Source organism: Micromonospora sp. IBSANI012, assembly GCF_052814045.1.
In genome coordinates this window covers 2,851,241-2,875,809 of the sequence record NZ_CP199933.1, presented here as the reverse complement: position 1 = coordinate 2,875,809, position 24,569 = coordinate 2,851,241, and the positions used below count along the sequence as shown (strand labels likewise).

Genomic DNA, 24,569 nt, shown 5'->3' with positions numbered 1-24,569 from the left:
ACTATGGACAGGCGCGCAGGCATCGACAATTGTGATCATGATCCCCCCCAGGACTTCACAATGGAGCCAGAATAGGCCTCGATGCCTCCTGGAACAGGCCATCGATCGGAGTCAGCCCGAAGGGGCCACGACACCTCGGTGATCGGGCGTCGAAATTCGGCCGATCATCCCCCTAGCGCGGAGAGGAGTTTCAGCCTAAGGGTTTACCAGCAAGTAATTTTCCCGTGAATGAGGTTGCAGACCGGCGATTTTCCGCTCCGGTAGCTCCTTAACGGCAGCTCAGGCGGGCCGCGGGCCGGCGGCGGCGTCACTCATCGTACGGCCGTGGTGGCGCTGGATCGACACCCCTGGTGAAACTTTTCGGCAACTGCGCCACCAGGTCCTGGAACTCGCCGACCGTGACCGCCTCGCGCAGGGTAGCGAAGACCGCCCGGACCCCGACCTGGGCGGTGGCCGGCTCGACGCCGGCCCGGTCGGCCACCCGGCGCAGGAACTCGACCGGCCCGAAGGTCTCCGGCGCGCCCGGCGTGGTCTCCGGCGGCGGTCCGGCCAGGTATGCGCTGAGCTCGTCCGGGAGTTGGGCGCTCAGGTCGTCGACCTCGCCGGCCTGGACCCGTTCGGCCACCGTCACCAGCACGGCGCGGGCGATCGCGGCGGCCCGCTCCGGCGGCAACTCTGCCCGCCGGGCGACCGCGTCGACGAAGAGGGGAAAGCGCACCGGGTCCTCCTGTCGTTCCGCCGATCGGCCGCACCTCCGACCCGTCCGCGGGTCGCCATCGGGAATCCGACCGTCGGCGACCGTCCCGCCGGGTCGGGAATCCGACCGCGGTTACCCGCCCCGGCGGGGCGCAAACGGCCACCTCACCCGACCGGTTCGGCACCGGCCCGGTCGGTCGCTGCGGATCGGCGCGCCACACCGGCGCAGGGGTCAGCCGGGCGCGGCGGCGGCCCTCCCCCACCGCCTCCGGGACCGAACCGGTAGCCCGCCGCCGAGCATCGCTCAGGCCAACAGGGCCCGCCGGCGCAGGTCGTCGAAGATGATCCGGTCGACCGGGGAGACCCGGTCCCGGTCGGCGTACCCGAGCCAGGCGACCTCCTCGATCTCGTGGTCCGGCCGGGGCTCGCCCTGGTGCTCGGCGGTGTAGCAGGTCATCCGTACCAGCGTGCCCGCCGGGTGGCCGTGCGCCTGGGCGGTGAAGGTGCCGACGTGCACGGCCGTCTCCGGGTCGATCACCACGCCCAGTTCCTCGGCGATCTCGCGGGTGAGGGTCTCCCGGTCGGTCTCGCCGGGCTCGCGCTTGCCGCCGGGCAGGTACCAGACGTCCCTGCCCCGGGAGCGGGTGCTGAGAATCCGGCCGTGCGCGATCCGGATCCAGGCGATCTTGTCGATGGGGTCCACGGGCGGTCCTCCGGTGCGGGCGGGCACCCACTGTAGACGGCGTCCCCGACGCGTCGGGTTTGGCGGCGGGGGCCGGCGGGGCATTCCGACCGCACGGGGTGCTCCCGGAGGAAGGGCGCGGATGAGCTGGTGGCGCGACCGGTGGCGACGGCGGAAGCCGCCGGAGAACGTGGCCGAACTCCTGACCAGCACGGGACCGTTCCGGGTCGCCAGCGAACAGGTGGAGCTCGGCGACCGGGAGACCGTACTGCGGTGGCTGCGCGAACTCGATCCCGACCTGGGGCAGCAGGTCTTCGTGCACCGCCCCTGGGGGACGGTCGCCGCGGTCAGCGACCACCGCGATCCGGTGAGCGTGGTGATGTCGGACGCCGAGGGACGCCCGTGGGCCGCCTACGTCCCCGGCGCGGACCACCGCGAACACCTCACACCCGAGCAGGTCGAGTCGGTGATGCTGGCGGCGCTGACCTCGGACGGACCCCCGGCCGGCCCCGACTGGCGGCGACTTGACTGACGGGTCGACCGCCGCTCACCCCTCGGCGAGGGTGTCGAGCAGCAGCGACGCCGTCCAACTGAACGCCGCCGAGCCGAGCCCCGCCGCGGTGTCCGGGTGGAAGTACTCATGGCAGCCGCCGGCGGCGACCAGCGCCAGCATCGACTCGTGCAGCCCGGCGGCCAGGTCCGGCCGGTGGTGCGCCCGCAGCCCCCGCCAGAGCAGCCAGTTGGTGTTCATCCAGCTCGGGCCGCGCCAGTAGCGCAGGGGCTCGAAGTCCGGCGCGGTGCGGTCGTGGGTGGGCAGCGGACGCGGCATGCGCGGAGCCAGGCCGAACCGCGCCGAGCACGCCTCGGTCAGCACCGCCCGCACCTGGCGCGCCGGCAGGTCGGGCAGGATCAGCGGCATCAGCCCCAGCACGGTACGGGTCGGGACCAGCCGGTCGGTGCGCAGGTCGCGCGGGTGGAAGGTGCCGGTGACCGGGTCGTAGAGCCGGCGGACCAGCGCCTCGGTGATCCGGGCCGCGCGGTCGCGGTGCGGGCCGGGATCGGCTCCGACCACGGCGGCGATCCGGGCCAGGGCGTGCTCCGCCGCGCCCAGCGCCGCGTTGAACAGCGGGCACTCCACCAGGAACGGATGCCACCCGGCCAGCGCCTGGTCGGCGTAGCGACGGCCGCGGTAGGAGGCGACGATCGCGACGTACCGCGCGTAGTCCAGGTCCGTGGGGCGGTGCGCGGCGTCGGCGTGCGCCGTGTCGTGCCGCCGGTACGCCCGCATCACGGCGGCGTCGGCCGGTACCGCCGCCATCGGCGCGTCCCAGGCCGGGCTGTTGTCCAGGCCGGACTCCCAGGGGTGCACGATGGCCGCCAGCCCGGCCCCGCCGACGTCCCGCCGGCCGGTGAGGTAGCGCTGCTGGGCGACCAGCCTCGGGTACAGCCAGCGCAGCGCCTGGGCCGACGCCTCGGAGGGGGCGCGGCAGTGCACCAGCCAGGCCGCCTGGGCGTGCACCGGCGGTTGGACGATGCCGGACGTGGCGGCGGCCGGGGCGCCCTCGGCGGCGGCGGAGCCCCAGAACTCCGGCCCGGGGAAGTACGAGCCGACCCGCAGCGCCGGGTTGAACACGATGTGCGGCACCCGCCCGTCGGCCCACTGGGCGGCGAACAGGGTGCGCAGCTCCCGCCAGGCCCGGTCGGGGCGGACGTGGGCCAGCCCGATCGCGATGAACGCCGAGTCCCAGCTCCACTGGTGCGGGTAGAGGGTGCGCGAGGGCACCGTGTGGTCGTGCTCCCAGTTGGCGTCGAGCGTGGCGATGGCCAGCCGGCGCAGGTCGGCGAGGTGCCCGGCGGGCGCCGGACGGGCCGGCGCGCCGGCCCTCGGGGCGGGGCCGCCGTCCGGGTCGTCGGCGGGGGGCGCGCCGAGGCCGGACGGGCGGGCGGCGCCGGTGCTCACGCCGCCGCCTGCCGGGGCTGGGCGTGCCGGAGCACGGTCGCCGCCTGTTGCAGCGCCCGGACCGGGTCGCCGCGCAGCCGACACTCCAGCGCCAGCCAGCCCGGGTAGCCGATGTCGCGCAGCGTGCGCAGCAGCGCCGGCCAGTCCAGGTGCCCGGCGCCGGGCTGGAACCGGTTGGAGTCGCTGACCTGCACGTGCCCCAGGTACGGCGCGGCGGCACGCAGGGCGGCGTGCACGTCGTCCTCCTCGATGTTCATGTGGAAGGTGTCGGCGACCACCCGCACCGAGGGCAGGCCGACGGCGGCGCAGAGCGCGACCGCCTCGTCGAGCCGGTTGACCATGTGGTCCTCGTACCGGTTGAGCGGTTCCAGGAAGAGGGTGACGCCCTCGCCGCGGGCGTGCTCGCCGAGGTCACCCAGGGCGTCGACGAGGACCTGCCGGTCGCCACCGGGCGGGCGGGGCGGCTCGAACGGGGGCAGCCGGCGGGAGAACATCCCCCACGCGGCGGGGGTCATGGCGCCGATTCCGCCGAGTTCGGCGATCACGGTGAGCTGGGAGCGCAGGTTGGCGACCGCGTCGCGGGAGCGCGCCGGGTCGAAGTCGCCGATGAAGTGGTCCATCTCCACGCAGACGGTGGGCATGACCACCCCCTCGGCGCGGGCCCGGCGCAGCTCCGGCAGCCGGCGAGCGAGGGCGAGGTCGCCCCGGCCGCGCAGCTCGATGCCCTGGTAGCCGAGGGCGGTGGCGAGGGCGAACTTCTGGGGCAGGCTGGTGCCCGGGAGCAGTTGCTCCTGGCAGGCGAGTGGGATGGACATCAGAACTCCAGCACGACTTGTAGGACGTCACCGGCACCGCGGTCGAGCAACGCGAGCGCGTCGGCCACCGCGCGGGCGTCCACGACGTGGCTCACCAGCGGCAGCGGGTCGACGCTGCCCTCGGCCACCAGGTCCATGAAGGTGTGGGCGATGCGGGCACCGGACCACCGGCCGGCCAGGCCGGGCGCCGGGGCGGGCCCGGAGACCTGGGCCGCCACCAGCTGGATCCGGTTGTGGTGGAACTCCTCGCCGAGGCCGAGCCCGTCGGCCTGGCCCTGGTAGAAGCCGCCGGCCACGACCCGGCCGGCGTGAGTGGTGGCGCGGATCGCCTCGTGCAGCGCCGGATACGCCCCGGACAGCTCCAGGCAGACGTCCGCGCCCCGGCCGTTGGTGGCCTCGCGCAGCACTGCGGCGGCGGAGTCGACACCGGCGTCGACGGTGCGCCGGGCCCCGAGGCGGGCGGCCCGTTCCAGCCGGGCGGGCACCCGGTCGACGGCGACCACCCAGGCCCCGGAGAGGCTGGCCAGCCGGGTGGCGAGCAGCCCGATGACGCCCTGCCCGAAGATCCCGACCCAGTCGCCGAGGTGCAGGTCCCCGGCGAGCACGGCGGTCAGCGCGATGGCGCCGGGGCGGGCGAAGACGCCGGCGAGCGGGTTGAGCCCGGGGGCGAGCGGGTTGACCGCGCCGGCCGGTAGGACGGCCTCGGCCCGGTGCCCCCAGATGCCCCAGACGAGCTGGCCCGGATGTCGGTCGGCCACGTCGTCGGCGACCTCGATGATCTCGCCGACCTCCTCGTAGCCGAACCCGACCAGCGGGTACGGCACGGGGGTCTGCCGGGGGACGAACATCCGGCTGGCGTCATCCCAGTCCTTGCTGAGCCGGGGGTTGCTCCCGCGGAACAGGGTGAGCTCGGTGCCGGCGGAGATGCCGGAATAGCAGGTGCGGACCCGGACCTGGCCCGGGCCGAGCGGATCGGTGGGGCAGGGCTCGAGGCTCACGCGCCGCGGCCCGGCCAGCGAGACAACCCAGTTGCCCATGGCGCTACTCCCGGGACGTACCGGGCTCAATCTTAACAAAAAATCGCTATATGTCTTGTGATTGATCAATCCAGCACGTTGAATCCCTCATGTACCCTTCGAGAGGAGTGCCACAGATGTCATCCCCTCCGATGCGGATGCTGGCCGCCACCCTGATCCTCGCAGTAACCGGGGCGAGCCTGCTGGCCTGCAGCGACGACGAGTCTAAAAGCGACAGTTCCGAAATAACCGTCTGGAGCCTTGAGGACGTGGCCGACCGGGTCACCGCCACCAAGGCGATCATCGCCGACTACACCGCCAAGACCGGCGTGAAGGTCAATCTGGTCACCGTCAACGAGGACCAGTTCCCCTCCCTCATCGCCTCCAGCGCCGCCGCCGGGGAGCTGCCCGACGTCGTCGGGTCGGTGTCGCTCGCCGGCATCCGCACCCTCGCCGGCAACGAGCTGCTGCATCCCGACGCCAACAAGGAGATCGTCGACAAGCTGGGGCGGGACACCTTCTCGCCACGGGCGCTGGAGCTGACCTCCGACGACGGGAAGCAGCTCTCGGTACCCAGCGACGGGTGGGGGCAGCTGCTGGTCTACCGCAAGGACCTCTTCGACGCCGCCGGCCTGCCCGCCCCCGACACGTACGAGAAGATCGCCGCCGCCGCGGCGAAGCTGAACACCGGCGGGGTCGCCGGCATCACGGCGGCCACCGCCCCGGGCGACGTCTTCACCCAGCAGACCTTCGAGCACCTGGCCCTGGCCAACAACTGCCAGCTCACCGACGACTCCGGCGCGGTCAAGCTGGACTCCCCCGAATGCGTCGAGGCGTTCCGCTTCTACGGCGACCTGATGCGCAACCACTCCGTCAAGGGCGCGCAGGACGTGGACACCACCCGGGCCACCTACTTCGCCGGCAAGGCCGCCATGCTGATCTGGTCGCCGTTCATCCTCGATGAGCTGGCCGGGCTGCGCAACGACGCCAAGCCGACCTGTCCCCAGTGCGCGAAGGATCCGAGCTGGCTGGCGAAGAACAGCAGCTTCGTCACCGCCATCAAGGGCCCCAACGGCGCCGAGCCGGCCCAGTACGGCGAGATCAGCTCCTGGGCGGTGCTGGACGAGGCCGCCGCCGACCCGGCGAAGTCCTTCGTGGAGTACCTGCTCTCCGACGGCTACCCGCGCTGGTTCGGCATGTCCCCCGAGGGGCGTTTCCCGGTCCGCAAGGGCACCGCCGACGACAAGGAGAAGTTCCTCACCGCCTGGAACACCAGCCAGGCCGGGGTGGACGCGAAGAAGCCACTCTCCGAGGTGTACGGCGACGAGGTGCTGACCGGCCTGCGCACGAGCCCGGACACCTTCCAGCGCTGGGGCCTGACCCAGGGCCAGGGCAAACTGGTTGGCGCGATCCTGGGCGAACTGCCCGTGCCCAAGGCCCTCGCGGACGTCGTGGGCGGCAAGAGCGACGCCGGTGCGGCGGCCGCCCGGGCGAAGAAGGACGTGGAGGCGATCAAGGCGGGCGTCAATTGACCACCGCGCCACCGGAGACCGGCCGCTCCCCCGCCCGGGAGCGGCCCGGCCCCGGCCGCCGACGCCCGCTCACGCTGCGCCGCCGGGAGTCGCGCGCCGGGCTCGCCCTGGTTGCGCCGACCCTGCTCGTCGTGGTCGCGGTGATCGGCATCCCGATCGTCTGGACGGTGCTGCTGGCCTTCCAACGGGTACGCCTGGCCACCCTGCGCAAGACCGGGCTCTTCGGTGAGCTGACACTGAGAAACTTCGACCGGGTGCTGAATACGCCGGGCTTCGCCGACACGCTCTGGACCACCGTTCTCTACAGCCTGGGCGGCACCCTCGGGTCGATCGCGCTCGGTCTCGCGGCGGCGCTGGTGGTCCGCCGGCCGTTCCGGGGCCGGACACTGGTCCGGGCCTCGATGCTGCTGCCGTACGTGGCGCCGGTGGTCGCGGTGGCCTTCGTCTGGCAGGTGATGCTCGACCCCCAGCTCGGCATCGTCAACGACTGGGGGCAGCGCTTCCTCGGCTGGGACGCCCCGATCCCCTTCCTGTCCCAGGACTCGACCGCCCTGGCCACGGTGATCGCGTTCGAGGCGTGGCGCTACTTCCCGTTCGCGTTCCTGTTCCTGCTGGCCCGGCTCCAGGCCGTCCCCGGCGAGTTGGAGGAGGCCGCCCGGGTGGACGGCGCCACCCCGACCCAGCGTTTCCGGTACATCCTGCTGCCGCAGCTGATGCCGGTGATCGCCCTGCTGGGGGTGCTGCGGTTCATCATGACGTTCAACAAGTTCGACGACGTCTACCTGCTCACCGGCGGCTCCGCCGGCACCGAGGTGGTCAGCGTCCGGGTCTACCAGTTCCTCACCGCGCGGACCGACATCGGGGCGGCGGCGGCGCAGGCCGTCGTGCTGGCCGTGGTGCTGATCGTCTTCGTCGCGATCTACCTGCGCTTCTTCGCCGGACGCAGGGAGGCGTGATGGACCGCGACCGGATCGAAACGATCTCGCTGCGCTGGCTGCGCCGGCTGGTGATCACCGCGTTCCTGCTGGTCACCGTGCTGCCGTTCTGGTACATGCTGGTGCTCTCGGTACGCCCCATCGAACGGCTGCTGCTCGACCCCGGCTCGCTGTGGGTGCCGCTGGGCGAGTTCACCGTGGCCACGTACACCGAGGTGTTGAAGGCCGCCGAGGACGGCGGCCAGGGTTTCCTCACCTTCATCCGCAACAGCGGCCTGGTCGCCGTGGCCGCGACGCTGCTGACGCTGGTGGTGGCGATCCCCGGCGCGTACGCCGTCTCCCGGCTGCGGTTCTTCGGCCGCCGCCAGGTCAACGCCCTGTTCCTGGCCGTCTACCTGTTCCCGTCGATCGTCATCGCCATCCCGCTCTTCGTGGTCTTCACCCGGGCCGGGCTGCGCGGGTCCCTGTTCGGGCTGGTGCTGGTCTACATCTCGCAGACCCTGCCGGTCTCGGTCTACATGCTGAAGAACTACTTCGAGACCATCCCGATCAGCCTGGAGGAGTCCGCGGCGATCGACGGGGCCGGCCGGTTCGGCATCATCCGCCGGATCAGCCTGCCCCTGGCCGCCCCGTCGATCATGGCGGTCGCGCTCTACGACTTCATGATCGCCTGGAACGAGTTCCTCTTCGCGCTGCTCTTCCTGGTCGACAAGCCCGACCGGTGGACGGTGTCGCTGGGGCTCTCCCTGCTCGCCGACGGCGTCGAGGTACCCAAGACCGTGCTGATGGCCGGGTCGGTGATCCTCACCCTGCCCATCGTGATCCTCTTCTTCGCCAGTGAGCGGCTGCTCACCGAGGGTCTCACCGCCGGTGCCGAGAAGGGCTGACCGCCCTCCCACGGACGGTGGCCGACCTCCGGTCACCGTCCGTGGACACCGCGATCACGCCTCGAAACACCTGCTAGATCCTCGTGCCGATCGGCCACGTCATCCGTAGCATCGTTCGAAAGCCCGCCCTGGCGGGTACGGGGGAGGCCGGTGGAACGCCCTGCGCGTGCCACCGGCAGGTGCGCGAGCACCGCACATCCGTATCCGCGACAGGCAAAGGGGCCGGCGATGGGTCGAGCACGGCAGGACGCTCCAACGGGCACCCAGGGTGAGGACTACACCCGTCGGTTGCAACGCCTGGGTGGCGCACGCTGGAAGCAGCTGCTCGACGTGCAGGCGCCGTACCGGTGGAACCTGCGGCGGCTCGGCCTGGGCCGCACCCTCGACGTGGGCTGCGGGCTCGGCCGCAACCTCGCCAACCTCGGCGGCGGCGCGGTCGGGGTCGACCACAACGCCACGTCGATCGCGCACGCCCGGGCCGCCGGGCACGAGGCGTACACGGTCGAGGAGTTCTTCCGCTCCGAGCACGCCCGCCCGGACGCCTTCGACTCGCTGCTCGCCGCCCACCTGCTGGAGCACCTCCCCGCCGGCCAGGCGCTGGAGGTGGTCTCCTCGTACCTGCCGTTCGTCCGCTCCGGCGGCACCGCCGTCTTCATCACCCCGCAGGAGCGCGGGTACGCCAGCGACGCCAGCCACGTCCGGTTCGTCGGGTTCGCCGAGGCGGCGGAGGCGGCCCGCGACCTCGGCATGACCGTGGTGCGGCAGTACTCGTTCCCCTTCCCCCGGGCGCTCGGCAAGCTCTTCACCTACAACGAGTTCGTCACCGTCGCCCGGCTGCCCTGACCGCCGGCCGGCCCGGCCGGGCGCCGGTTACCGTGGCGGCATGACCAACCCGACCCGCTGGGCGACCGAGACCGGTCCCGGACACTCGCAGTGGTACATCGACCGGTTCCGCAAGCTCGCGGCCGAGGGCGCCGACCTCGCCGGCGAGGCGCGCCTGGTGGACGCCATGGTCGCGCCCGGCTCGCGGATCCTGGACGCCGGCTGCGGCACCGGCCGGGTCGGCGCCGCGCTGGCCGCCCGCGGTCACCGGGTGGTCGGGGTGGACGCGGATCCGGCGCTGGTCGAGGCCGCCCGGGCCGACCATCCCGGCCCCCGCTGGCTGGTCGGCGACCTCGCCGCACTGGACCTGGCCGCGGCCGGCGAGCCGGAGCCCTTCGACGCGGCCGTGGTGGCGGGCAACGTGATGGCCTTCGTAGCTCCGGGCACCGAACGGGACGTGCTGGCCCGGATCGCCGCGCACCTGCGCCCCGACGGCGTGGTGCTGGTCGGCTTCGGCACCGACCGGGGCTACCGGTTGGCGGACTTCGACGGCGACGCGGTCGCCGCCGGGCTGCGCCCCGAGCACCGCTTCGCCACCTGGGACCTGCGTCCGTGGCGCGACGACGCCGACTTCGCGGTCAGCGTGCTCCGCCGCCCCATGGCCTGACCCCGCGCCGCCGGCGCCCTGATCCGCCCGTCTGGCCTGACCATTGCCAGTCCCGGGTCAGGCGGGGGCGGCCACCGCCCGCGCGGCGGCCGGGTCGAGCGGGCTGCCGGCGGGCACCAGGCTGACCAGGCCGGCGGGCAGCCGCACCGGCCGCACGTCGCCGTAGCCGAGCATGCCCAGCACCTCGGTGCCGGCCAGCACGTACCGCCGGCCCAGGTCGGTGACGACGGAGACGGCGCCGCCGGTCGCCCCGGGCGCGGCGACGGACTCCACCACCGCGCCCCGGCCGGGCTCGACCACGACGTGGTCGGCGAGCACCGCACCCCGCCCGGTGGCGGCGCCGGTGCGGGCCACAGCGGTCAGGTCGGGCAGGGTGGCGCCGACGCGGATCTCGCGGACCTCGCCGTCGTCGCCGACGCGCGCGCAGAGCCCGCCACCGTCCACGCCCGCCAGCCGGGGCGGTGACGCGGGCGGGGCGGTCGGGCCGCTGGGCACCAGGTCCGGCAGCTTGGGCAGGGCGGCGAACCGGCCGAGAGTGATCGGCTTCGGGTCGCCCTGACCGGTGCGGGCCATCAGCAGGGCCGCCTGCAACTCGGTGATGCCGGCGAGGCCGTCCCGCTCGGCGACCGCGTACTGCCGGCCGCCGCCGGAGTTGCGGACCAGGTAGACGTCGCCGACCGCGGCGCCGGAGACCCGGGCGGCGGGCTGGCCCAGCTCGGGCAGGGCCGGCGGGGCCAGGTCGGCGCCCGCGGGCAACGTGTTGAGCAGGGCGGGCGCCACCGGCACCGCCCGCTCCCGGGTGGCGGCCAGGGCCGCCAGCACCCGGCTGGTGTCGCGCAGCAGGAAGCGTCGCTGCCGCCAGACGAGATGCAGCGTGCCGTCCGGGTGCCGGACCAGCACCCCCTCCTCGCCGGTCGGCCGCCCGCCGGCGGCCTCCCGACCGATGAGCAGCGCCGAGCGGGGCGTCGGACGCCCGGTCTCGGCCGGCGCGACCGAGCAGACCGTCCACCCGGCGGTCGAGAGCCGCCCGGGGGCGGGCAGCGAGTCCGGCGCGTCGGCGATGCCCAGCGGCAGGCCCCGGGGCACCCCGTCGATGGACCGGCGGGAGACCAGCACCGTGCTGGACCGCTCGGCACCGATGATGAGCAGCGCGGAGGCGTAGTTGAGCACCGGGTGCAGCTTGCCGTCCCGATAGACGAACCGGGCGCCGGACTCCTTCTCGACGATCACCGCGCCCGGATCGCGCCACTTGCTGCCGCCGCCGGCGAAGAGGCCGTACAGGGCGAAGCCCCCGAGCCCGATCGCGGCCACCAGCACGCTCGCCAGACCGGCGCCGGCGAGCCGCCGGAACGGCGACCGCGCCGGGTCGGTCTCCCGCATCACCAGCGCGGCGACCGCCCGCTGCACGGTGAACTGGTACGAGTGGAGCTGGTCCTGCCGCGACGGCATGGCGTCCCTTCCCGGCGAGTCGTCGGCGGACAGGATATGCGCTGCGTCGATGTCCCGGCGACCCTGCGTCGTCACGGCTCCAGCGGCGTGCCGCCCAGCCCGGATGTCGCGCCCCGGCTGCCGGGTCGCGTATAACCGGACGGTGGACAGCAGTGAATGGGACGCGCGGTACGCCGCCTCGACGGAGCTGGTGTGGACCGCCGAGCCGAACCGCTTCGTGGTGGAGGCGGCCGCCGACCTGCCCCCGGGTGACGCGCTCGACCTCGCCGCCGGGGAGGGGCGCAACGCGGTCTGGCTGGCCGGGCGGGGCTGGCGGGTGACCGCGGTCGACTTCTCACCGGTGGCGGTGGCGCGCGGCCGGGAGCTGGCCGCGCGCCGGGGCGTACCGGTGGACTGGCGGGTCGCGGACGTCACCGTCGACGCCCCCGAGCCCGGCCGGTACGACCTGGTGCTGGTCGCCTACCTGCACCTGCCCCCGGCCGCGCGGGCGACGGTGCTGGCCGGGGCACGCGACGCGCTGCGGCCCGGCGGCACGGTGGTGGTGGTCGGGCACGACCGGGCCAACCTGGAGGGCGGGGTGGGCGGCCCGCGCGAGCCGGCGATCCTGCTCACCCCGGAGGAGGTGACCGCCGGTCTCGACGGGCTGCGGGTGCGGCGGGCGGAGACGGCCCGCCGCCCGGTGACCGTCGACGGCGACACCGTGGACGCGCTCGACACGGTGGTGGTGGCGACCCGGCCGGTGTGACTGCCGGGTGGGGGGATCACCGGAGAGCGCGCCGGCCGGTCCGGGTCGCGGGATGAGCCGGACCCGACCGGTAGCATCCCGCACGGACGGTGGCGGCGAGGAGGCCGGGTGGGCGCGCGATTCGAGGAACTGGCCTGGCGGGAGACCCCGATCGGCGAGATCAGCCTGCGCCGGCGCCGCGACCCGGCGCTCGACGTCGACGTGTACGAGGTGAAGCTCGACGACGAGTTCCTGATGTCCAGCCTCTTCCCGGTGGCGGAGATCGAGCTGGCCCGGTTGGGTCTGGCCCCGCTGACCGGGGACGCCCTGGACGTGGCGGTCGGCGGCCTCGGCCTCGGATACACCGCGCGCACCGCGCTGGAGGACCCCCGGGTGCGCTCGCTGGTGGTGGTCGAGGCGATCGAGGACGTCATCGACTGGCACCGCCGGCAGCTGTTCCCCTTCGCCGCCGGGCTGGCGCCCGACCCGCGTACCCGGTTCGTGCGGGCCGACTTCTTCGCCGCCGTCGCCGGCGGCACCGGCCTCGACCCGGCGGACCCGGACCGCCGCTTCCACGCCGTGCTGCTGGACGTGGACCACTCGCCGCGGCACGTCCTGCACCCCAGCCACGCCCCCTTCTACCGGGCGGACGGGCTGCGCCGGCTGGCCGACCTGCTGCACCCGGACGGGGTGTTCGCCCTCTGGTCGGACGACCCGCCGGACGAGGAGTTCGGCCGGGTGCTGGCCGAGGTGTTCCCGACCTCGCAGGCCCACGTCGTCCGCTTCGCCAATCCGTTGACCGGCGGCGAGAGCGCCAACACCGTCTACGTCGCCCGACGCTGACCGACGTTTCCGCGCCCGGCCGGCATGTCCGGCCGGCCGGGGGGAAGGCGCGCGGACAGTCGATCAGGGAGGCGAAGATGCGGACCGTGCTCTGGATCGTCGGCATCGTCGGCGGCGCGCTCGTCCTGCTGGGGCTGCTCCTCGAGGCGGTCCGCTGGTTGGTCGTCATCGGGGCGATCGCGCTGGTGGTGGTGATCGTGCTGGCGTTCGTGCGGGGACGGCGGATGATGCGGCAGCACTCCCCCGGCCGCCGATAGGCGACCCGCCTGGGCCGGCCGCGGGCGCGGGCGGGAACGCGAACGGGTTGACAGGTATCGGACAGTTCGCAACCGGACGTGGTCGTCGACGGTTCTCCCGTCACACCGTCCGGAGCACCCGGACCGACCACGGGGAGATACCGATGACCCACCTCGCTCGACGCAGGATGCTGGCGGCGGCCACCGCCGGGCTGCTGTCCGCCGCGCTCGGCGTCGCCACCGCACCGGCGACCGCCGCACCGCGGACGGCCACCGCCAGCGCCTGCAAGCTGTCCACCCTGCCCTACCCCGCCGACGTCTACCGCGCCGACGCGGAGGCAATCGACCGGACCGGCCGGTTCATCGCCGGCACCGCCCTGCGGGTCGACGAGGAGGGCAACCAGAGCTTCCTGCTGGTCTGGAAGCGCGGGCGGCTCACCACGATCGAGTCGTCGCTCGCGGAGTACGTGACGGACGTCAACACCGCCGGCACGGTCGTCGGCTACGGGTGGATCAACGCCAAGATCCGGCCGTGGGTCCTCCGCAACGGCGTCGTCGAGGTCCTCCCGTCGCCGGCCGGCGGCGCTCAGCCGACGGCGATCAACGGGGCGGGAGACATCGTCGGCTACGGGGTGGACTCCGACACCGGCCGCAACTTCCCGCTGCGCTGGCCGGCGGCCCGGCCCGGCACCGTCGAGGTGCTCGACGCCCCGGCCGGCGCCATGCCGCAGGGCATCACCGAGGACGGCACCATCGTCGGCACCGCCGGCGACTTCGCGGCGTGGACCGGCTGGGTGCGACACCCGGACGGACGCATCCAGTCCCTGACCGTGCCGGGGGCCCGCAGCACCAACGTCGACGCGGGGCAGGGCCACTGGGCGATCGGTCGGGTCTACCTCGGCGGCACCTCCGACGTGGGGGTGCGCTGGGACCTGCGCGACGGCTCCTGGTCGCGACTCGCCGACGAACTGGAGTGGGTAAGCGACGTCAACAGTCGCGGGACGGTGGTCGGCGGCAACCGCATCGCCCGCGGCGGCACCTCCCGTCTGCTGCCGGGAGCCGAGGTGGGCGTCGGCGCTCGGGCCATCTCGGACACCGGCACGGTGGTCGGCTTCCGCAACGACGGCCGGGTCACCCCGGTGCGCTGGAGCGGCTGCTGACTCCACCGACTGCGCCGCCCGCATCGGCGGCGTCAGGTGCGCCGTCGACGGTGCGGGTGTCCCGCCTGCACCGTCGACGGCGGGGAACCGGAGGGACCTGACCGCCGAGCGGCCCGGTCGCCGCCATGTCCGTCCGGTGCCGCGGCAGATTCCGGCCGCGGCGCGGTGCAACCGGGCGGTGCCCTCACCCGTGAACAGGGCATGGACACCGCCCGGAAACCCGGGCGCCAGTGCCGGGAGCAGCCATGACGCGGACCATCCCGAACAGCCTCCTCGCCGGCCTCACCGTCGGCGTCCTCACCGCGACGCTGGGCGCGCCCGGCATCGCCACGGCCGCGACGAGGCCGCGCAGCGCGACGCTCTGCACGATTCGCCCGCTGCCGATGCCGGCCGACGTGACCCACGGCGAGGCGCGGGCGATCGACCCGACCGGGCGGTTCGTCGCCGGTCGCGGCCTGCGGATAGCCGGAGACGTACGGGAGGAACTGCTGCTGCTCTGGGACGGGCCGAGGGTCACCGTCGCGCCGTCCGACCCGCACCGGTACCTCGCCGCCGTCAATCGGTACGGCGTGATGGTCGGCAGCGCCTTCGTCGACGGCACCTACCGCCCATGGCGCTACCGGGACGGCCGGCTGGAGTGGCTGCCGGCACCGGCGACGGTCTCCCAGAGCTGGCCGCTCGGGATCAACGCCCGGGGTGACATCGTGGGCCACGGCTCGGTGGAGGAGACCGAAACCGCCCTGCCGCTGCTCTGGCCGGCGGACCGGCCCGGCACCGTGGAGGTGGTGGACGCGCCGGCGAACTCGGCCGCGCAGGAAATCCTCGACGACGGCACCATCGTCGGCACCGCCGGCCCCTCGGGCGGCGCGACGGGGCCTACCGCCTGGGTTCGCCGGCCCGACGGACGGATCGGCCGGCTCACCGCGCCGGGCACGACGGGTACCTGGATACGGGCCGCCCAGGGTGACTGGGCGGTCGGCGGCGCCGGCCCCGAGGGTGCCCAGGTGCTGATGCGCTGGAACCTGCGCAGCGGGGCGACGGTCCCGGTGCACCCGGGGCTGCCATCGGTGCAGGACGTCAACGCCCGGGGCGCGGTGCTCGGCGACCGGGCGGTCGACCGCGGTGACCGGCTCGTCCCGCTCCCGGGCGCGGTCCCGGGCGCCGTGATCATCATGGCCTGGGCGATCGCGGACAACGGCACCATCGTGGGCTCCACCAACGGCACCGGGCTGCGGCCGGTGCGGTGGAGCGGCTGCTGACCCGGACCTACGCAGGCGTAGGTTACCGGTAGGTAGGTTAGGCTGGGGGCGGTACGCCCGGTCGCGACCGGCGGGCGGACCGTCGTGCCCAGCGAGGGGAGACCCGATGGACCTGACCGCCGAGCGGCCCTGGCTGCGCAGCTACGCCCCCGACGTGCCGGCGACCGTCGCGCCGTCCGAGGAGTCCCTCGTCGACCTGCTGCGCGCGGCGGCCGGCCGGTTCGGTTCCCGGGTCGCGCTGGACTTCTTCGGGTCCACCACCACCTACGCCGAGCTCGACGCCCAGGTGGCCCGGGCGGCGGAGGCGCTGCGCCGGCTCGGCGTCGGCGCGGGCGACCGGGTGGCCCTCGTCCTGCCGAACTGCCCGCAGCACGTCATCGCCTTCTACGCCGCGCTGCGCCTCGGCGCGGTGGTGGTCGAGCACAACCCGCTCTACACGCCGCAGGAGCTGGCCCACCAGCTCGCCGACCACGGCGCCCGGGTCGCCGTGGTCTGGGACAAGGCGGCGCCGCAGGTGCGGGGCGCGGGCGCGGTGGAGACCGTGGTCGCGGTGGACCTCACCCGCGCGCTGCCCCGGGCGAAGCGCTGGGCGCTGCGGCTGCCGCTGGCGAAGGCGCGGGCCGCCCGCGCGGCGATGACCGCTCCGGCGCCCGGCACGCTGAGCTGGGACGCGCTGCTGGCCGCCGCGCCGCCGCTGCGCGCCGAGCACCCCGCGCCCGGCCCGGACGACACCGCGCTGCTGCAGTACACCGGCGGCACCACCGGCATCCCGAAGGGCGCCGTGCTGACCCACCGCAACCTGCGCGTCAACGCCGCGCAGGGCCGCGCCTGGGTGCCGGGGCTGCGCGACGGCGAGGAGACGGTCTACGCCGTCCTGCCGCTGTTCCACGCGTACGGGCTGACGCTCTGCCTGACCTTCTCGGTGAGCATCGGCGCAACCCTGGTGCTGCTGCCCCGCTTCGACGTCGACCAGGTGCTCGACGCGGTCCGCCGCCGCCCACCGACGTTCCTGCCCGCCGTCCCGCCGATCTACGAGAAGCTGGCCACCGCCGCTCGCGAGCGCGGCGTCGACCTCACCTCCGTCCGGTACGCCATCTCCGGCGCGATGGCCCTGCCGCCGTCCACGGTCCAGCTCTGGGAGTCGGTCACCGGCGGGCTGCTGGTCGAGGGGTACGGCATGACCGAGACCTCCCCGGTGGCGCTGGGCAACCCGGTCTCGCCCGCCCGCCGGCCGGGCACCGTCGGGGTGCCGTTCCCGTCCACCGAGGTCCGAATCGTCGACCCCGAGGACCCGTCGGTCGACCGGGGCCCCGGCGAGGCCGGGGAACTGCTGATCCGGGGCCCGCAGGTGTTCTCCGGCTACTGGAACCGCCCGGAGGAGACCGCGGCGGTGCTGCTGCCGGGCGGCTGGCTGCGTACCGGGGACGTGGTGGTGATGGACCCGGACGGCTTCGTCACGGTGGTCGACCGGATCAAGGAACTGATCATCACCGGCGGCTTCAACGTCTACCCGTCCGAGGTGGAGGACGCGCTGCGCCGGGTGCCCGGGGTGACCGACGCCGCCGCGGTGGGGCTGCCCGGCGAGCACGGCGGCGAGGAGGTCGTCGCGGCGGTGGTGCTGCACGAGGACTGCACGGCCGATCCGGAGAGCCTGCGCACGTCCTGCCGGCAGCACCTGACGGCGTACAAGGTGCCGCGCCGGGTGCTGGTGGTCGAGGAGCTGCCCCGTTCGCAGATCGGCAAGATCCTGCGCCGCGAGGTCCGCGAGCGGCTGCTCGCGCAGGACTGAGCCGGGGACAGAGGCGCCGTCAGCGGACGGGCGGCCCCAGGCGCAGGATGCGGCGGGCCCGTCGCCGGTCCAGCCAGTGCGGCGCCGGCGGGTCGGTCGGGTCCGTGCCGGTGAGCAGTTCGACCACGAGCCGCGTCCAGAAGCCGGCGGCGCTGAGAATGTTGCGGGCCCGGCCCGGTTCCGGCGCGCCCGGGGGCAGCACCGCCTGCGCCCAGCGCCAGGCCGTCCAGGCGACCTCGTCGTCCGGGTGATGCCGGCGCTCCAGGCTCAGCCGACGGACCTCGGCCCGCACCGGCCCCGGCAGTCGCCACCACCGTCGTAGCGTCTCCAGCCGGACGTCGCGGTCCACCGGCCCCGACGGGGTCGTCCCGGGAGGGTCCATCGGGGCCACGGACAGCTGCCGCTCAGAACCACTCGTCGCGCATGTCCAGGGTGGTCCGGTCGAGGCCGTCGAGCAGGTCGAACCGGGCGGTGGTGCGGGGCAGCTCGAAGCGGAAGAAGTACCGCGCCGCCTGCCGCTTGCCGGCGTAGAAGGCGGCGTCCGCGTCGCCGCCGCCGGCCGCCGCACCGCCGTCCGCCGCACCGCCGGCCGCCGCGCCGTTCGCGGCGTCGACGGCGAGCAGCTGCTCCAGCCACATCCAGGCGACCACCACGTGCCCGACGGCCTCCAGGTAGAGGCTGGCGTTGGCCAGGGCGAGCGCGGGGTCACCGGTGGCCCACAGCCGGCGGGTGGTGCCGGCGATCCGGTCGACCGCGGCGCCGAGCTGGGCGGCCAGCTCGGCGGCCTCCCCGTCGGCCTTCCAGGCCCGGCTCACCGTCGCGGAGATCGTCTCCAGCAGCAGGGACAGCCCCGCTCCGCCGTCCATGGTCGCCTTGCGCCCGAGCAGGTCCAACGCCTGGATGCCGTGCGTACCCTCGTGGATCGGGTTGAGCCGGTTGTCCCGCCAGTGCTGCTCGACGTCGTAGTCGCGGGTGTAGCCGTAGCCGCCGTGCACCTGGATCGCCAGGTCGTTGGCGGCCAGGCACCACTGCGACGGCCAGCTCTTGGTGATCGGGGTGAGCATGTCCAGCAGCAGGTGCGCCCGGGCCCGGTCGGCCGGGTCGGGGGCGGTCTTCTCCTCGTCCAGCAGCCGCCCGCAGTAGAGCACCAGCGCGAGGGCGCCCTCCACGTAGCTCTTCTGGGCCAGCAGCATCCGGCGCACATCGGGGTGCGCGACGATCGGCACCTGCGGCACCGTCGGGTCCTTGTCGGCGAGCGGCCGGCCCTGCGGGCGCTGGCGGGCGTACGCCAGGGACTTCAGGTAGCCGGTGTAGCCGAGCGCGGTCGCGCCGGCCCCGACACCGATGCGCGCCTCGTTCATCATGTGGAACATCTGGGCCAGGCCCTGGTGCGGCTCCCCCACCAGGTAGCCGACCGCCCCCGGTCGGCCGTCCGGCCGGTGCACGCCCTCGCCGAAGTTGAGCAGGGTGTTGGTGGTCCCCCGGTACCCCATCTTGTGGTTGAGGCCGACCAGCACCACGTCGTTGCGGGCGCCGAGCGTGCCGTCGGGGCCGACCAGCACCTTCGGCACGATGAACAGCGAGATGCCCTTCACCCCGGGCGGTCCGCCGGGGATCCGGGCGAGCACCAGGTGGACGATGTTCTCGGCGAGTTCGTGGTCTCCCCCGGAGATCCACATCTTGGTGCCGAAGAGCCGGTGGCTGCCGTCGTCCTGCGGCTCGGCGCGGGTCGTGATGTCGGCCAGCGAGCTGCCGGCCTGCGGCTCCGACAGGCACATGGTGCCGAAGAACCGGCCCTCGACCATCGGCCGGACGAAGGTGTCGACCTGGGCGGCGCTGCCGTGGGCGAGCAGCAGGTTGGCGTTGCCCAGGGTCAGGAACGGGTACGCCGCGGTGCTCACGTTCGCGGCCTGGAGGAAGCCGAACGCGGCGGCGGAGACGACGTGCGGCAGTTGCAGCCCGCCGACGCTCTCGTCCATGCTCGCGCCGAGCAGCCCGGTGCCGGCGAAGACGTCCAGCGCGGCCTTGACCTGCGGGATCATGCGGACCCGCCCGCCGTCGACGACGGGCTCGCTGGTGTCCGCGGCCCGGTTGTGCGGGGCGAAGTGCTCGGCGGCCACCCGTTCGGCGAGGTCGAGCACGTCGTCGAAGGTCTCCCGGGAGTGCTCCGCGTAGCGGGGGCGATCGGTCAGCCGGGGCGCGTCCAGCCACTCGTAGAGCAGGAAGCGCAGGTCACGACGGGACAGCAGGGTGGACGACACGGATCTCCTTCCGTCGTACGCCTCAACCGAGCCGCAGCCCGGCGATGGCGTCACGCAGGTCATCCTGGCTGATCGGGCCGGCCGGCGCACCTTCCGTGGCCTCGCGCATCGCCTTGGCGAGTTGCACCCGGCGCAGCACCTCGCGCAGGTCCGCGCCGGTGAGACCCGCGGTGAGCGCGGCCAGCCCGCGCGGGTCGACGTCGTCGGCGAACATCCGGAAGCCGGGGCGCTCGTGCCGGTCGATCAGCTCGCGGACCATCTTGGCGATGATCTCGGCGCGGCCGCTCTCGTCGGGCGCCGGGATGGCCAGCTTGACGTCGAAGCGCCCGGAGCGGGTCAGCGAGGCGTCGACCCGGTGCGGGAAGTTGGTGGTGGCGACCACGATGACGTCCGGGTTCTCCTCGATGAGGGTGTTCATCTCCTGCTTGAAGATGCCGGCGACCGCGTTGACGGCCTGGCTGGCGGCGTCCCCGCCCGCGCCGGCGTAACTGATGATGCTGTCGAACTCGTCGAAGAGCATCACCGTGGGCTGCCGGTAGCCGCGCGCCTCGCGGAAGATCTGCTTGATGTTGCGCTCGGAGCCGCCGAGGTACTTGTCGAGGATCTCCGGGGTGCGGATCTCCCGGAAGTCGGCGCCGATCTCGTTGGCCAGCGCGCGGGCCAGCATGGTCTTGCCGGTGCCGGGCGGGCCGTACAGCAGGATGCCCTGCGGGCGGCGCGCGCCCCAGCGGGCCATCACCTGAGGGTGCCGGAACGACACGGCGATCTCCCGGAACCGGGCCACCACCTCGTCGAGGCCGCCGACCTGGGCGAGGGTCACCGCCGCGCTGCCCGGCGGCGTCGCGGCCGGTTCCGGCCGGACCCCGAGGGTGTACGCCCGGCCGCGCAGCACCGCCGGCTCCGGGGTGTCGCCGGCCAGCTCACGGACGGCCTGGAGCACCAGGGCGACCATCGCCGTCAGGTGCGCCGGGGTGACGTCGGCGCTGGGCGTCGCGCCGCGCACGGTGACCAGCCGCCCGCCGGGCTCGGCGTGGTGGCTGATCTCGGGGCGCAGCCCCAGCTCACGGGCGCGGTCGAGCACGGCGGCCCCGGCGGCGTCGGGCGGCGGCGCGGCGGGCGCGGGCGGGCGGAACCCGAGCCGGCGGGACGCCCCGGCGGCCACCCGACCGGCGGCGGCGGCCACCCGGTCGGCGCGGGGATCGCCGGCGGCCAGCCGCTGGGCCAGCAGCATCCCGGCCGGGCCGGCCAGGCCGAGCGCGAGCAGCCCCACCGCCGTGGCCGGCACGCCGGCCCGCACCGAGGCGTCGAACCGGTGCTCCCCCGCCTCGACGTGCACGGTGAACCGCACCCGGCGCACCGGGTCGGGAAAGGTGGCGTCGGCCAGCAGCGCGACGGGACCGGCGACGGCCGCCGCGAGCAGGTCGGCCGGGTCGACGAGGGTCACCCGGGCGCCGAGCAGCGTCATGGTCTCGGTGTCCGGCCGGAGTGCGTACCCGTGTCCCGTCATGCGTCCACGTCCCTCGCCGCTGGGTCCCCCGCCGGCAAGTCTGACACCCGGCCACCCCGGCTGCCACCGGGCGGACGTCGTGGGCAGGGGTGCGGCACGTCGTACCGCACCCCTGCGGCGGGCCGGGCCCCAGCCCGGCCGCCCGCGTCCCGTGGTGATTCCGACGGACCCCCGATGGCGCATGGCTGCGCGCTCCCGTCGAACCTGCCAGGACGCCCCTGGCATTGGGCGGTGCCATGATCACACCAAAGTGTCCACTGCCCGTGCCAGGGGTGGCAATGCTATACATACTCGCGGTAGCGGCGTCAACAGTCGGTGCCACCGTCCCGGCCGGTGTCATCGCGCGTGTGCGGAGGAGTCCCCTTGCCCCAGGTCACCGAGCCGCACGACGACTCCTTCGCCGCCCGCCTGGACGGGCTCTTCCGGACGGTGACCGACCCGCAGGGCCGGCCGTACAGCGTCCGGCACGTGGCCCAGGAGCTGACTCGGCGCGGCTGCCGGATCTCGCACACCCACCTGAGCAACCTGCGGCAGGGGCGCGCGCCGGACCCGCGGCAGTCGGTGGTGGACGCCATCGCCGCCTTCTTCGGCCAGCCGTCGAGCTTCTTCGCCCCCGGTCAAGACGACGTGGACGGTGGGCGCGACCTCGCGCACGCCCTGGCCAACCCGCACATCAAGCAGGTGGCCATGCGGCTTGCCGACGCCCGGCTCTCCCCCGAGGGCCACGCCGCCGTGGTGGCCATGATCGAGCAGGTGGAACGCCTGGAGGCCGCCGCCCGCGCCCGCCGCTCCGGCGAGCGCCCGGCGGAGGCGAGGTGAGGACGGCGCGGGCCACCGGCGGTGGCTGCGTCCGGCTGCGCGTACTGCGAAACGGGTACGCCCACCACCCGGCGCCGGCCCGATGATCCGGCGACGACGCGCGGCGGGCGAGGACCAGCTCCGGCAGCTGCGCCGCCAGTCCGAGCAGGCCCTGGACGCGCTCGGACTGACCGACGGCTTCACCTTCGGCGAGCTGCACGAACGGGTGGAACGGCGACGCGGCCGGCCGGTGCACCTGATTCCCCGGGAGCTGCCCGCACTGGCCCCGCACGGGCTCTGGGTGGCCGGCGAGCAGGCCGACTACATCTTCTACGCCGCCAACGCCAGCCCGGTCCGCCAGCGCCTGATCATCGGGCACGAGTACGGGCACGCCCTCTTCGACGACGCCTCCCCGGCGTCCGGGCTGGACCGGGCCGCCGCCGCGCCGGTGCCGCTGGCCCGTAGCTCGTACGACGTGCCGCAGGAGCGCCGGGCGGAGATCTTCGGCAGCCTCGCCGTGCAGCGCGCGGAGAGCTGGTCGGAGATACCGGTCACCGCCCCGGCCGACATCGCCCTCGCCGACCGACTCGCCGCCGCCCTCGAAGGACGCCGCCACCCGTGATCAGCCTCGTCCGTGACCTGATGATCGGCGTGACGCTGACCTGCTGGGTGATGAGCCTCTACAAGCTGCGCGACCTGGCCCGCAACCCGCGCTACCGGCCGCTGCGGGCGCTCTGCCTGGCCCTGGTCGGCATCACGGTCTCGCTGACCATCCAGCCGTTCATGCCGGCCCTGGACCGGGCGCTCGGCGTGCTCGACCTGGCCCGGCTGCTGTCCAACTGCCTCACCCTGGTCTCGGCCACCGCCGCGCAGGCCTTCCTGCTGCACATGACCGGGGACGACGAGCGCACCCGGCGCCGGGTCCGCCGCCGCACCGTCGCGCTGCTGGTCAGCATCGCCGCGATCGCGGTGCTCTTCGCGCTGACCCCGGCGCCGACTTCCCTGGACGACCCCCGGGTGGTCAGCGGTCGCTACTACGGCGACCCGTTCGACGCCCCCTTCCTCTACGTATACCTGACCTACCTGGGCTGGTCGATGACCCAGGTGGTGGCCCTGGCCCACCGGTACGCACGGCAGGCCGGCCGGCCGCTGCTCCGCCTCGGCCTACGACTGATCGTGGCGGGCGCCGCCTGGGGCCTGGTCTACGTGCTGGGCAAGCTGACCGCGGTGGCGGTCGGCGCGCTCTGGCCCGGCTCCGCGCTCGTCTCCGACGCGGTGGTGGTGTTCAGCTTCACCGTCTCCATCCTGCTCATCCTGATCGGCTCGACGCTGCCGTCCTGGGGGCCGCTGGTCGGTCTCGACCGGCTCGGCGCGCGGCTGGGGGCCGTCGTCGACCACGACCGGCTGCGTCCGCTCCAGGCGGCGGTGCACCGGGTGCTGCCGGAGATCGCGCTGCTGCCCGAGCCGCGCGGACCCGCCGGGCTGCTGGCGGTGCTGCGCGACCCGTACCTGCGCCGGGTCCGCGCCACCGTGGAGATCCTCGACGGGTACGCCACGCTGCGCCCCTGGATGTCGGCCGCGCTGCTGCGCGCCGCCGAGGCGGCCGGCCGCCGGGCCGGCTGGAGCGGTGAACGGCTCGCCGCCGCCGCCGAGGCGACCGTGCTGGCCGCCGCGCTGGAGGCGCGGGCCGCCGGGGCGCCGCCGGCCGCCGACCACGAGGAGCTGCCCAACCTGCCCGCCGGTGGTGCCGACGGTGGGGAGGCCGCGGAGCAGGTCGCCTGGCTCGTCCGGGTGGCGAGGGCCTACCGTTCCCCGGAGGTCACCCGGTTACGGGCCGGGCTGGGCCCGGCGGCGGGCGCCGACGACAGCGAGAGGGAACAGCGTGTCCAGTGAGACCAGGGTCATCGCGCCCGCCGGCCCCGGCGTCGCGCGGATCGTCACCGAGGTGTTCACCCCGGCCGTGTGGGCGGCGGCGATGCCGGTGGTCGTGGCGCTGCACGCCACCGCGCCGGCCTGGCTGACCGGCCTCGGCTGGGCGCTGCTGGCGATGCTGTTCAGCGCGGTGGTGCCGTACGGCATCATCTGGCTCGGGGTGCGGCGCGGCCGGCTCACCGACCACCACATCGGGGTACGCGAGCAGCGGCGCGGGCCGCTGGTCGGCGGCCTGCTGTCGGTGCTGGCGGGTATCGCGGCGCTGGTCCTGCTCGGGGCGCCCCGGGCGCTGGTGGCGATGGTGGTGGTGATGTTCGCGGTGCTGCTCGTGGTCACCGCGGTCAACCAGGTCTGGAAGCTCAGCGCGCACGCGGCCGTCGCCGCCGGGGCGGTCGGGGTGCTGGTGGTCGTCTTCGGGCCGGCGCTGCTGGTGGCGTTCGGCCTGGTGGCCCTGATCGGCTGGTCCCGGGTGCGGCTGGGTGACCACACCACCGCCCAGGTGCTCGCCGGCGGCGTGGCCGGCGTGCTGGTCGGGGTGCCGACGTACCTGCTGCTCGGCTAGGCCACCGGTCCCGCCGCCGAGGTGATCGAGGTGGACG

At 74.4% G+C, this 24,569-nt stretch carries 25 protein-coding genes; 16 read left to right on the top strand and 9 right to left on the bottom strand.

Going from position 1 to position 24,569, the window contains the following annotated elements:
* Positions 1 to 307: 307 nt before the first annotated feature.
* Entirely contained in the window at positions 308 to 718 is a 411-nt protein-coding gene (locus ACTWM8_RS13205; RefSeq protein ID WP_446214069.1) for a DUF2267 domain-containing protein, read from the bottom strand.
* 282 nt (positions 719 to 1,000) lie between these two features.
* A complete protein-coding gene (locus ACTWM8_RS13200) occupies positions 1,001 to 1,399 on the bottom strand; it encodes an NUDIX hydrolase (RefSeq protein WP_446214068.1) in 399 nt (132 codons plus the stop codon).
* A 121-nt stretch (positions 1,400 to 1,520) separates the two neighbouring features.
* Here ACTWM8_RS13200 and ACTWM8_RS13195 point away from each other — a divergent pair, with 121 nt between their 5' ends.
* A complete protein-coding gene (locus ACTWM8_RS13195) occupies positions 1,521 to 1,910 on the top strand; it encodes a hypothetical protein (protein ID WP_446214067.1) in 390 nt (129 codons plus the stop codon).
* A 15-nt stretch (positions 1,911 to 1,925) separates the two neighbouring features.
* Here ACTWM8_RS13195 and ACTWM8_RS13190 read toward each other — a convergent pair whose 3' ends face one another.
* The 3 genes from ACTWM8_RS13190 to ACTWM8_RS13180 form a co-directional block, all read right to left on the bottom strand.
* Entirely contained in the window at positions 1,926 to 3,215 is a 1,290-nt protein-coding gene (locus ACTWM8_RS13190) for an MGH1-like glycoside hydrolase domain-containing protein (protein ID WP_446214542.1), read from the bottom strand.
* A gap of 119 nt (positions 3,216 to 3,334) precedes the next feature.
* A complete protein-coding gene (locus ACTWM8_RS13185) occupies positions 3,335 to 4,153 on the bottom strand; it encodes a TIM barrel protein (protein WP_446214066.1) in 819 nt (272 codons plus the stop codon).
* On the bottom strand, positions 4,153 to 5,190 hold the full coding sequence (locus tag ACTWM8_RS13180; protein ID WP_446214065.1) for a zinc-dependent alcohol dehydrogenase: 1,038 nt from the start codon (positions 5,188 to 5,190) through the stop codon (positions 4,153 to 4,155). The genes ACTWM8_RS13185 and ACTWM8_RS13180 overlap by 1 nt, the downstream gene beginning before the upstream one ends.
* Before the next feature lie 116 nt (positions 5,191 to 5,306).
* Here ACTWM8_RS13180 and ACTWM8_RS13175 point away from each other — a divergent pair, with 116 nt between their 5' ends.
* The 5 genes from ACTWM8_RS13175 (at position 5,307) to ACTWM8_RS13155 (ending at position 10,012) form a co-directional block, all read left to right on the top strand.
* Complete coding sequence (locus ACTWM8_RS13175; protein WP_446214064.1) at positions 5,307 to 6,701, top strand: ABC transporter substrate-binding protein; 1,395 nt, start codon at positions 5,307 to 5,309, stop codon at positions 6,699 to 6,701.
* On the top strand, positions 6,698 to 7,657 hold the full coding sequence (locus ACTWM8_RS13170) for a carbohydrate ABC transporter permease (RefSeq protein WP_446214063.1): 960 nt from the start codon (positions 6,698 to 6,700) through the stop codon (positions 7,655 to 7,657). The genes ACTWM8_RS13175 and ACTWM8_RS13170 overlap by 4 nt, the downstream gene beginning before the upstream one ends.
* On the top strand, positions 7,657 to 8,523 hold the full coding sequence (locus tag ACTWM8_RS13165) for a carbohydrate ABC transporter permease (protein WP_446214062.1): 867 nt from the start codon (positions 7,657 to 7,659) through the stop codon (positions 8,521 to 8,523). Before ACTWM8_RS13170 ends, ACTWM8_RS13165 begins: the two co-directional genes overlap by 1 nt.
* A gap of 228 nt (positions 8,524 to 8,751) precedes the next feature.
* Positions 8,752 to 9,366: a methyltransferase domain-containing protein gene (locus ACTWM8_RS13160; RefSeq protein WP_154937800.1), complete on the top strand. Its 615-nt coding sequence runs from the start codon at positions 8,752 to 8,754 to the stop codon at positions 9,364 to 9,366.
* A 40-nt stretch (positions 9,367 to 9,406) separates the two neighbouring features.
* Complete coding sequence (locus tag ACTWM8_RS13155; protein ID WP_446214061.1) at positions 9,407 to 10,012, top strand: class I SAM-dependent methyltransferase; 606 nt, start codon at positions 9,407 to 9,409, stop codon at positions 10,010 to 10,012.
* 57 nt (positions 10,013 to 10,069) lie between these two features.
* On the opposite strand, the gene eccB is transcribed toward ACTWM8_RS13155, so the two are convergent.
* A complete protein-coding gene (eccB, locus tag ACTWM8_RS13150; protein ID WP_446214060.1) occupies positions 10,070 to 11,461 on the bottom strand; it encodes a type VII secretion protein EccB in 1,392 nt (463 codons plus the stop codon).
* A 142-nt stretch (positions 11,462 to 11,603) separates the two neighbouring features.
* Here eccB and ACTWM8_RS13145 point away from each other — a divergent pair, with 142 nt between their 5' ends.
* The 6 genes from ACTWM8_RS13145 to ACTWM8_RS13120 all read left to right on the top strand — a co-directional run bounded on the left by ACTWM8_RS13145 (position 11,604) and on the right by ACTWM8_RS13120 (position 17,472).
* Positions 11,604 to 12,206: a class I SAM-dependent methyltransferase gene (locus ACTWM8_RS13145; protein WP_446214059.1), complete on the top strand. Its 603-nt coding sequence runs from the start codon at positions 11,604 to 11,606 to the stop codon at positions 12,204 to 12,206.
* A gap of 108 nt (positions 12,207 to 12,314) precedes the next feature.
* The gene (locus ACTWM8_RS13140; RefSeq protein ID WP_179804469.1) at positions 12,315 to 13,028 is read left to right on the top strand and encodes a spermidine synthase; all 714 of its coding nucleotides are present in this window, start codon (positions 12,315 to 12,317) and stop codon (positions 13,026 to 13,028) included.
* A 77-nt stretch (positions 13,029 to 13,105) separates the two neighbouring features.
* Positions 13,106 to 13,285: a hypothetical protein gene (locus ACTWM8_RS13135; protein WP_446214058.1), complete on the top strand. Its 180-nt coding sequence runs from the start codon at positions 13,106 to 13,108 to the stop codon at positions 13,283 to 13,285.
* 143 nt (positions 13,286 to 13,428) lie between these two features.
* A complete protein-coding gene (locus tag ACTWM8_RS13130; protein WP_446214057.1) occupies positions 13,429 to 14,424 on the top strand; it encodes a hypothetical protein in 996 nt (331 codons plus the stop codon).
* Positions 14,425 to 14,669: 245 nt separating this feature from the next.
* The gene (locus ACTWM8_RS13125; protein ID WP_446214056.1) at positions 14,670 to 15,683 is read left to right on the top strand and encodes a hypothetical protein; all 1,014 of its coding nucleotides are present in this window, start codon (positions 14,670 to 14,672) and stop codon (positions 15,681 to 15,683) included.
* A 106-nt stretch (positions 15,684 to 15,789) separates the two neighbouring features.
* Positions 15,790 to 17,472: a long-chain-fatty-acid--CoA ligase gene (locus tag ACTWM8_RS13120; protein ID WP_446214055.1), complete on the top strand. Its 1,683-nt coding sequence runs from the start codon at positions 15,790 to 15,792 to the stop codon at positions 17,470 to 17,472.
* A 19-nt stretch (positions 17,473 to 17,491) separates the two neighbouring features.
* Here ACTWM8_RS13120 and ACTWM8_RS13115 read toward each other — a convergent pair whose 3' ends face one another.
* The 3 genes from ACTWM8_RS13115 to ACTWM8_RS13105 are packed head-to-tail and all read right to left on the bottom strand — an operon-like array spanning position 17,492 to position 21,240.
* Positions 17,492 to 17,854, bottom strand: coding sequence for a hypothetical protein (locus tag ACTWM8_RS13115; protein ID WP_446214054.1), 363 nt, complete (start codon positions 17,852 to 17,854; stop codon positions 17,492 to 17,494).
* 22 nt (positions 17,855 to 17,876) lie between these two features.
* Positions 17,877 to 19,796: an acyl-CoA dehydrogenase gene (locus ACTWM8_RS13110; RefSeq protein ID WP_446214053.1), complete on the bottom strand. Its 1,920-nt coding sequence runs from the start codon at positions 19,794 to 19,796 to the stop codon at positions 17,877 to 17,879.
* On the bottom strand, positions 19,756 to 21,240 hold the full coding sequence (locus ACTWM8_RS13105) for an ATP-binding protein (RefSeq protein WP_446214052.1): 1,485 nt from the start codon (positions 21,238 to 21,240) through the stop codon (positions 19,756 to 19,758). The genes ACTWM8_RS13110 and ACTWM8_RS13105 overlap by 41 nt, the downstream gene beginning before the upstream one ends.
* Before the next feature lie 363 nt (positions 21,241 to 21,603).
* Here ACTWM8_RS13105 and ACTWM8_RS13100 point away from each other — a divergent pair, with 363 nt between their 5' ends.
* From ACTWM8_RS13100 to ACTWM8_RS13085, 4 genes are all read left to right on the top strand, one after another.
* On the top strand, positions 21,604 to 22,059 hold the full coding sequence (locus tag ACTWM8_RS13100) for a hypothetical protein (protein ID WP_446214051.1): 456 nt from the start codon (positions 21,604 to 21,606) through the stop codon (positions 22,057 to 22,059).
* An 82-nt stretch (positions 22,060 to 22,141) separates the two neighbouring features.
* The gene (locus tag ACTWM8_RS13095) at positions 22,142 to 22,660 is read left to right on the top strand and encodes an ImmA/IrrE family metallo-endopeptidase (RefSeq protein WP_446214050.1); all 519 of its coding nucleotides are present in this window, start codon (positions 22,142 to 22,144) and stop codon (positions 22,658 to 22,660) included.
* Complete coding sequence (locus ACTWM8_RS13090; RefSeq protein WP_446214049.1) at positions 22,657 to 23,931, top strand: MAB_1171c family putative transporter; 1,275 nt, start codon at positions 22,657 to 22,659, stop codon at positions 23,929 to 23,931. Before ACTWM8_RS13095 ends, ACTWM8_RS13090 begins: the two co-directional genes overlap by 4 nt.
* Positions 23,932 to 24,013: 82 nt before the next feature.
* Positions 24,014 to 24,532, top strand: a complete 519-nt coding sequence (locus ACTWM8_RS13085) for a hypothetical protein (RefSeq protein WP_231925460.1) — start codon at positions 24,014 to 24,016, stop codon at positions 24,530 to 24,532.
* Positions 24,533 to 24,569 lie beyond the last annotated feature (37 nt).